This window comes from Acinetobacter sp. AB03 (assembly GCF_058107045.1).
In genome coordinates this window covers 1,737,142-1,745,288 of the sequence record NZ_JBUEBA010000002.1, presented here as the reverse complement: position 1 = coordinate 1,745,288, position 8,147 = coordinate 1,737,142, and the positions used below count along the sequence as shown (strand labels likewise).

The window sequence follows — 8,147 nt, the reverse complement described above, 5'->3', positions numbered from 1 at the left end:
TGGTTCTTGTTGTGCTGTTGGTCGTGAAAAAATATTGACTGATTGCTCAAGCAGTTGATTTTTCCAATCGATGATTTGGTTTTGATGTAAATCGAATTGAGTAGAAAGTTCAGCGAGTGTGTGGTCGCCTTTAATTGCTGCGAGTGCAACTTTAACTTTAAACTCTGCTGAATGATTACGACGTTTTCTTCGTGTCATGGTTGACTACAAAAACAAGCATTTCCCATGCTTATTGGGGAGTAGATTATCACTTATAGGCGTGGTCTAAAATCCTAGAACCACATCAAAATATGCCCCAACATAGTCTAGATTTTGAAAAAAATGATAATAGTCTTAGTGAATTTATTATTTTCCATGATGCTGACCTTAGGCTCATAGAGTCTTTACACTTACCAACAATCATTCGATTTCATAGAGCTGATAAATTTGATAGCAAGTTCGTTCAAACATCTAACGATGTTTGGAATTTTTCTTATTCGGGGAGAAAACTTCACTTAAACTTTTCTAACTTCAGTACGTCAGAGAAAAAATTGGCTAAATTTTTTCTAGCTAATTACATTCAAATTAATACGCCATCTGGACTTGAAGCAAAATTACAGGCTTACACTTTCGTAATCAGGTCGCTAAAAACTAGAAGCCTAAAGCTTGATTATCATAATTCGAAATCTTTATTGGTTGATTTAGCAAAAGCCGACAATTCTACATACTATTACCATTTTAAGTTCTTAGTGAAACTACTATTTCTCGAGAACTTTTTATGCTTTGATCTTGATCAAGAATATGAGTTAGAATTTCTTGAACGTCCTAAAGCATTTAATTCAAGATTATATTACCAGCAATACGTAGATGCGATTGATTACCCTCTTATTTCAATGATTCAACAAGGCTTTATCAAGTTAAACCAAGCTATCAAAGATGATTTTCAGGGTATCGATAAACAAACACTACTTTACTCATCAATACTTGGTTTGGTGTATGTAACTGGTCTTAGACCTGTACAATTAGCAAAGCTATCTGCTGAAGACATAAAAATAGATACCACACGTACTACTGATCATTTTCATCGCTATAGCATACTGATGTGTGCTGAATTAGCAGGAGACTTTCACTTGGGAGATTCTAGGCAGCTAACCGATAAAAGTCTTCTGCCATTTGATTTGGTGTCTTAAAATCCAAGCCTTTTTGAATTCTTCGCTGATTATAAAATAACTCTATATATTTTGTAATATCCGCTTTGGCTTCTTCCCTTGTTTTGTAGTTGCGATGATGGACTAGTTCATTTTTGAGTATGCCCCAGAAACTCTCTATCGGTGCATTATCAAAGCAGTCGCCTTTTTTGCTCATTGAACCCTGAAAATCAAATTTCTCAAGTAAGTTTCGATATTCATTACTGCAATATTGGCTGCCTCTGTCTGAATGTACAATGAGATCTTTAGCAGGTTTCTGATTGCGAATAGCCATATTCAATGCATCACAAACAAGCTTGGCTGTCATGCGCTCATTTAAGCTATAGCCAACAACCTGTTTCGTGTAAAGATCTTTGACAGCTGCCAAGTACAACCAGCCCTCAGCCGTCCAAATGTAGGTAATGTCACTCGACCACGCAAGATTAGGCTTCGTCATTGAAAACTGTTGCTTGAGTAAATGGTCATAAATAGAACGGTTGTGATCACTGTTCGTGGTTCTTTTGAAACGCTTATGGCGCTTACAATACAACTGATTTGATTTTTTTATTTGGCGAACAGCATACATACTTATTTTGATACCTTGCGCTTGTAAATGCTTAGTTAATCGAACATAGCCATAGCTTTGTTTGGTTTCTTCATGGGCTATTTTGACCAAAATTGTCTGCTGATTTCGCTGAATTGATCTTTTACTCATGCCTCGCTTTAGCCAATCATAAAAGCGAGAAACGGATACACGAAGTAATCGAGCCATTAAAATAATCGGAAATAAGTGGCTTTGCGATTTCATATAGGCGTACCTCACTGACTTTCTTTGGCAAAGTACGCTGCTGCCTTTTTTAAAAATTCACGTTCCATTTCAGCTGTTTTGAGCTGTTGTTTAAGCTTCTTATTTTCTTCGAGTAAGGCGTTTAGATCGGGCGAATACTGTTTTGTGCCTGCTAAAGTTCCAGCCTTTGCTTTGTTATTCCAGTTCGAAAGGGTTTGCATTGAAATGCCAAGTTGTCTAGCGGATTCCGATACATTACCTTGGTTCTCTTCAATGGCTTTTATGGCTTCAGCTTTAAATTCTGCGGTGTAAGTCTTCTGTTTCTTGCTCATGGTAAACTCCTAATGAGTATGTATAGTTTACCAAGTTAAACTCTCCTGTTTTTTAAGCACACATCAATGAAGGACTATTCAAAAATACAGGTGTGATCATGTTAACTTACACAAGTTTGTTACAAAAAGAGTTTAATCAAGAGGAACTTACTCTTATGAAAAGACTTGATTTGAGCAATATTCCTATTACTATGCCTGAAAATCTTGCTCAAATTCTGATTTGGACATCTGAACTTGCACAGTATCATCATGCATTATTCATTCAATCGAGCCAAAAATTAGAGCTTATTTCGGAAAATGACAAAAATAAAAAACAAGAACTCAACGATTTAATTAAATTATACAGAAAAACTGCATTTGTAGAAAATCAGACCAAGGATTTCTATTTAAACAAGCTGTTAAATCAAGGGGAAGTTGTTGTTCAAGGCTACATCCAACATCCTTCAAAAGTACAGACAAAATATGCAATCATTCCCTATCATGGATATGATTTTATAACCCTCGCCACTCCTAAAATTGTTGCAAAATTTCCTTTACATTTTATTGAAATTAAAAAAGAAAGTATACCTCAAGCATTGACAGATATACATATGGATGAAGAGGAACTTTTATCTACAGTGAAAGATTTTGTGAGATCATTCAGAAAGCTATATAAAGAATGCGCGAGTAAGAATGAATTAATCAAAGAGCATAATACCACTGTACATAAAATTTATGTCAAAATTAAGAATGGAGAAGCTAAACTGATTAAGCAAGATATTCCAATTGCTATTCCCAAAGTTGTGAAAACAGCAACTACTCATCCAATTAATAGCAATAAAAAGCCATTTAAAGTGATTAAAAAGCGTAAATTCACCTTACTTAAATATAAATAAAGTTTATTCTCATTCAAATAATTAGAATAATTTTAAAATAGATAACCTTCTAATCAGCTATAAACTCCTAAGAAATAAAACTAATGCCTACATAATTTATTTTCATGAAAAAACTGACAAAAGACTTACTTTGTCTGTTGGAGAAGTCCTTTAGCTCATTTTTTCACAGTATTCTGCTTAGAAAGTTTTGCTGTAAGTTTTCTTAATGTTATTAGATTCTTTTCATAATGTTTATTTCGCCCCTTTAGTAAATTAGTTAATCGTTGCTGGAATAAGCATTCCTCAAGCAGATTCTTCTGCTTATTGGCAATTTTACGTGCTTCTGAATACAACCATAATGCATTATCCAAAGGGTCTTTGCGTCTAACTCTTTCATCCTGAACAATCCACTTTTTCACATACAGCATCGCAGCAGATATGTCTTGATCCATCAGATTTTTAAGTACATCTAGATCATAACTTTCTGATTTGTCTGTTTCGTACATCTTGTGGTCTAATCGTAAGACTTGCTCATTTCGCTCTTTGGCGTATTGCCATCCTAGTGGCAAAGGTTCGGGTGGCACAAAATCTTGTTGCTCTGTTAATCGTACTGTTCCACGCTCAATGACCTTGGTAATTAAAGCAACCTTGGTCAGTTCTTTTTCATGAGGATAGTCAACAAAATATTGGTCAAAAACAATTTGGGCCTGTTCCTGTCTATCAGCAGCAACCAATGCTCGGACTGCTTTATCTAATAGTTGGATAGAACCCAGAGGGCGTAGAGCAAGAAGCTCGGCCAGTAAACCATTTTCAATAGTAGTGTTTGCAAATAATTTATGATACCTCAATGCTTCTATAAAAAAATCAGCCTTTTCATTCACCTCCTTCGCTAACTCAGCATCTAACTCAGCTTTCTTTAACTTGGACTCAATCTCATTTCGGTGACCCAAAGCTTCCATATTTAAGCTTCGACTCATATTTTGACGATTAACCAACTGATCGCCATATTTTGAAAACAGCTTTTCCTCTTCTTCTAATGCCTGGTTTTCCGATAATTGATCAATTACAATTCTGACGTTGTATTGATTATTTAGATATTTTTCAACATACAAATCCCAGTTCAAATCCCGGTCTTTACGCCATGCCCTATCATCACACCCCTTGCCAACATAAAATACCTCACCTGATAATGTTTCATGTACATAAACGTAATACTTATAATCCATTGCTTTCCCCATAGTTGATGCCAATTTTTATAACGAGTAAATTCAACTCACACCATATTTATTGATATTTTCCCACTATTCATTCAGCATTTTTAGTCTTTATCAACAGACAGAAATCATGCCTTAAATTAGTAAAAATTTTTAGATAATTTAATTTTTAGCAGACTTCTAAATATGTAAACTAAATAAATTCAATTTACTAACAAAAAAAGAGAGGTCAACTCTCTTTTTTTCACTTAATTCAAAGCCTGAACCGACTGCTGTAACCCTTTCTGAATATCTTGAACAAGGGTCAAAGCATGAAATTGACATAGAAAAATTGATTAATATGAACTTTTCAACTCATTTGCTAAAAATGATGCAGTACGACTATCAAGGTTCTGTACTACCTGTTTTGGTGTTCCTGTCACAACAATACGCCCACCAGCATTTCCAGCTCCTGGGCCCACATCTATCACCCAATCAGCTTGTGCAACGGCACGCATATCATGCTCAATCATAACCACGGTATTACCCGCATCGACTAATCGCTGCAATTGAACTAACAATCGATCTACATCTGATGGATGCAAACCTGTAGTTGGCTCATCAAGTATATACAGTGTATTTCCACGCTGATTGCGTTGCAGCTCGGTCGCCAATTTAATACGTTGCGCTTCTCCACCAGATAGTTCAGTCGCTGGTTGCCCTAAACGTAAATAACCAAGACCAATTTCCTTTAATAATTGTAGTGAACGAGCAATCGAGACCTCTCCATCAAAAAAATCACGTGCTTCATTGACGGTCATTTCTAATACTTCAGCAATATTACGTCCATTCCAGCGAATTTTCAGAGTGTCATCATTATATCGAGCACCATGACATGTCGGACAAGGGGCATATACACTTGGCATAAACAATAATTCTACACTGACAAAGCCTTCACCTTCACAAGTTTCACATCGCCCTTTAGCCACATTAAATGAAAAACGTCCAGCATCATAATGAGCTTGGAGAGCTTCAGGAGTCCCAGCAAATAACTTTCTAACATGATCAAATAAACCCGTATAAGTTGCCAGATTAGAACGTGGAGTACGGCCAATTGGTTTTTGATCAACCTGTACCAGACGCTTTATAGCCTCCACATCACCAGCTAGAGAACCTCGTGTAACCTCGGTAACCAACATTCCTTCATTTAAAGGATTATCTTCATTATTGTTTTCAGTTTCAGATTCATTGCCTAAATATGAAAGTACTAACTCATAATTTAGATTGGGTGAAAGATAAACAATTAAATTGGTTGAAAAATGATTTATGAAGGAAGTCTAATGTTTAAGGAAGTTGCTTTAATTGCAATTTGATTTCTTCCATTTTTTCGACCAATAAATTTACCATTATTTGTGAAAGACGAGATGTTTGACGTTTTGAAGCGACGCACAGTGCAATGGTTAAACGATGCATACCTTTTTCACGAATGGGCTTAAATACGATCTTTTTTGAGTTTAAAAGTGGTAATGCATCCATATATGACATTAAGCCAATGCCTAATTGTTGTTGAATTAATGATGTTATCATTCTAATGTCATTACATTCTATCTTTTGTATAGGATTAAATTTGTGATGTTTATAGAGTGTATGTACATAATCACTGATGACTAAGGGCTCACTTGGCATGATATGACGCTCATTTAAAGTGTCAGATAAATAGATTTTATCCATGCCGGCTAAGGTGTGATGTGGTGATAAAACATAGCCTAAAGGAATTTCAATAAAGGATAAGATTTCTAATTGATTGTGACTTTTAGGATTTAAGATAATGCCAAAATCTAATTCTGCATCAATGATTTTTCTCGATATTTCTTCACTGCTATTCATACTGATATTGAGATTAATCCATGGATAGCTTTCAGCCATGCGTTGAATACAATCCACGACAAAACCATCATTTAGGGCAGAAATAAAACCCATTTCAATATTGCCGCGACTTAATCCTTGAATTTCATCAAATCGAATTCGAGTCAGCTGATATTCTTTTTGCCATTTAAGCAAATCAGCATAAAGTAATTCACCTGCTAACGTTAGCTTCAGCCCCTGCGGTAAGCGCTCAAATAAAGCAACGCCTAACTCTTCTTCAGCAAGAACAATTTGCCGATGCACTGCAGAGACTGAAATAAAAAGCTGTTCTGCGGCTTTACGTAAACTGCCAGTACGGGCAACAGCCATAAAATATTCAGAAAATCGGGAAAAGGTAATCGACATACAGCTATTCAATCTCACGGGCAGTTTACAAAGTACTTATCCATGCTTAAGCGATTTTCATGCCATAACTTTTGATTTTTTCAATTCATTCTGCTTTTGTGTTCTAAAAAACAGAACATTGTATGCAAATCATTCTAATAGACAGAAATGCTATCCAAACGTATTTTTGACTTAGAAAAGAACGAATTAGCCCTAGTTACATGGCATAAAAGTTCTGCAAATAATGCGAATGTAGAGATTTAAAAATGAATGCGATTCCTGTACTGAATTTATTTACCCAACCACAATGCAGTTCATTTGATGCAAACGATTGGAATATTTTAGCGCAGCATTGGTACCCAGTTGCACGTACACAGGACGTTTCAGAACAACCGCAACAAGTACAATTACTTGATGTGAAAATGGCATTGTATAAAACTGAAAGTGGAAAAATTCATCTCGTGCGTGATATTTGCCCGCATCGTGGTGTGCCATTAACCAAAGGCTGGGTGAAAGGCGAAGAAATTATTTGCCCATACCACGGCCTACATTATAACGGTGAAGGAAAGTGTGTAAAAATTCCTGCACAGCCGGAACTTACACAAATTTCAGATCGTTTTTCACTGACCAAATTTCCAGTTGTAGAAAAATATGGACTTATTTGGACCAGTTTATTTAACCGCGATGTATCGAAAGCCAATTTTCCAGATTTAGACACGTGGGACAGTGAAGAACATCAGTCAATTCTCCCTCCATTTGTCGATATTGCTGGATCAAGTGGCCGTCAGCTTGAAGGCTTTATTGATGTTGCGCACTTTGCATGGGTACATAACCAAAGTTTTGCTGATCGTGAAAATCCTAAAGTACAAAAATATTCGACCGTTCGAACGGATTATGGCTTACATACAGAGTATGTGAGTGATGTCAGTAACTATCCGCATGGCTTACAACATTTAGCACCAGATGATTTTTTATGGAAACGTACTTTCGATGTCTATCCACCATTTTCAGCTATTTTGACTATCGACTTTCCTGAAAATGGCTTACTTAAAATTTTAAATGCGTGCTGTCCAGTTTCGCACAATAAAACGCGATTATTCGTTCCCTTAACTCGTAACTTTGATACTACAGGAGACTTACAGGCAGTTTATGATTTCAATGCACAAATCTTCGCTGAAGATCAGGACATGGTGGAAAGCCAAAAACCAGAAGAACTTCCTTTAGATATTTCAATGGAGGCACATTTTGAGGCAGATCGTTCATCAACCACTTACCGCCGAATTTTGGCAGAGTGGGGATTGAGCAAACGCTATACAGTTTAAAATATGAAATTTAATCATTATTGCTAAAAAAGCGACTCTTTTGAGTCGCTTTTTACTTACAGTATATGTTAAGTCTAGCGTTTAATATTAGTTCACACGAATCCATGTTTGGCTACGACCTAAAGCCGATACACCAATATAACCACGTCCATTTAAGGTACGGCCATCATTCGACATTTTGGCATTGAAGCTATAAGTCTTACCATTTTTAGGGTCAGTAATTTTACCGCCATCGTAGGTGTT

7 protein-coding genes and 2 pseudogenes are annotated in these 8,147 nt (G+C 36.1%); 3 read left to right on the top strand and 6 right to left on the bottom strand.

Features of this window, described 5'->3' with window-relative positions; genetic code table 11:
• Positions 1-198: transposase (locus tag ACY3FQ_RS08850; protein ID WP_141317023.1), on the bottom strand; the 198-nt coding region annotated here is incomplete at its 3' end.
• 92 nt (positions 199-290) lie between these two features.
• Here ACY3FQ_RS08850 and ACY3FQ_RS08845 point away from each other — a divergent pair.
• Positions 291-1,082 (top strand): annotated as a pseudogene (locus ACY3FQ_RS08845) (site-specific integrase); the annotation flags it as partial.
• 37 nt (positions 1,083-1,119) lie between these two features.
• Here ACY3FQ_RS08845 and ACY3FQ_RS08840 read toward each other — a convergent pair.
• Positions 1,120-2,285, bottom strand: a protein-coding gene (locus ACY3FQ_RS08840; RefSeq protein ID WP_138000528.1) for an IS3 family transposase whose coding sequence is annotated in 2 segments (ribosomal slippage) — positions 1,120-2,027 and positions 2,027-2,285 — 1,167 coding nt in all. Because the reading frame shifts where the segments join, the coding sequence is not laid out codon by codon here.
• Between the two features lie 98 nt (positions 2,286-2,383).
• On the opposite strand from ACY3FQ_RS08840, the gene ACY3FQ_RS08835 reads away from it, so the two are divergent.
• Positions 2,384-3,160, top strand: coding sequence for a hypothetical protein (locus ACY3FQ_RS08835; RefSeq protein WP_000959094.1), 777 nt, complete (start codon positions 2,384-2,386; stop codon positions 3,158-3,160).
• 155 nt (positions 3,161-3,315) lie between these two features.
• Here ACY3FQ_RS08835 and ACY3FQ_RS08830 read toward each other — a convergent pair whose 3' ends face one another.
• From ACY3FQ_RS08830 to ACY3FQ_RS08820, 3 genes and pseudogenes are all read right to left on the bottom strand, one after another.
• Positions 3,316-4,365, bottom strand: coding sequence for a GIY-YIG nuclease family protein (locus ACY3FQ_RS08830; protein ID WP_002040182.1), 1,050 nt, complete (start codon positions 4,363-4,365; stop codon positions 3,316-3,318).
• Positions 4,366-4,688: 323 nt separating this feature from the next.
• Positions 4,689-5,606 (bottom strand): annotated as a pseudogene (locus tag ACY3FQ_RS08825) (excinuclease ABC subunit A); the annotation flags it as partial.
• A 70-nt stretch (positions 5,607-5,676) separates the two neighbouring features.
• Positions 5,677-6,603: a LysR family transcriptional regulator gene (locus ACY3FQ_RS08820; RefSeq protein ID WP_005265716.1), complete on the bottom strand. Its 927-nt coding sequence runs from the start codon at positions 6,601-6,603 to the stop codon at positions 5,677-5,679.
• A gap of 245 nt (positions 6,604-6,848) precedes the next feature.
• On the opposite strand from ACY3FQ_RS08820, the gene ACY3FQ_RS08815 reads away from it, so the two are divergent.
• Positions 6,849-7,904, top strand: coding sequence for an aromatic ring-hydroxylating oxygenase subunit alpha (locus ACY3FQ_RS08815; RefSeq protein ID WP_005090794.1), 1,056 nt, complete (start codon positions 6,849-6,851; stop codon positions 7,902-7,904).
• 87 nt (positions 7,905-7,991) lie between these two features.
• Here the strand turns inward: ACY3FQ_RS08815 and ACY3FQ_RS08810 are convergent.
• A partial coding sequence (locus tag ACY3FQ_RS08810; protein WP_489774412.1) for a DUF2147 domain-containing protein occupies positions 7,992-8,147 on the bottom strand: 156 nt, incomplete at its 5' end.

Bases quoted from the DNA above. Each gene is read 5' to 3' on its own strand.
- ACY3FQ_RS08815 (WP_005090794.1), top strand. From the start codon at position 6,849: ATGAATGCGATTCCTGTACTGAATTTATTTACCCAACCACAATGCAGT.
- ACY3FQ_RS08830 (WP_002040182.1), bottom strand. From the start codon at position 4,365: ATGGATTATAAGTATTACGTTTATGTACATGAAACATTATCAGGTGAG.
- ACY3FQ_RS08820 (WP_005265716.1), bottom strand. From the start codon at position 6,603: ATGTCGATTACCTTTTCCCGATTTTCTGAATATTTTATGGCTGTTGCC.
- ACY3FQ_RS08835 (WP_000959094.1), top strand. From the start codon at position 2,384: ATGTTAACTTACACAAGTTTGTTACAAAAAGAGTTTAATCAAGAGGAA.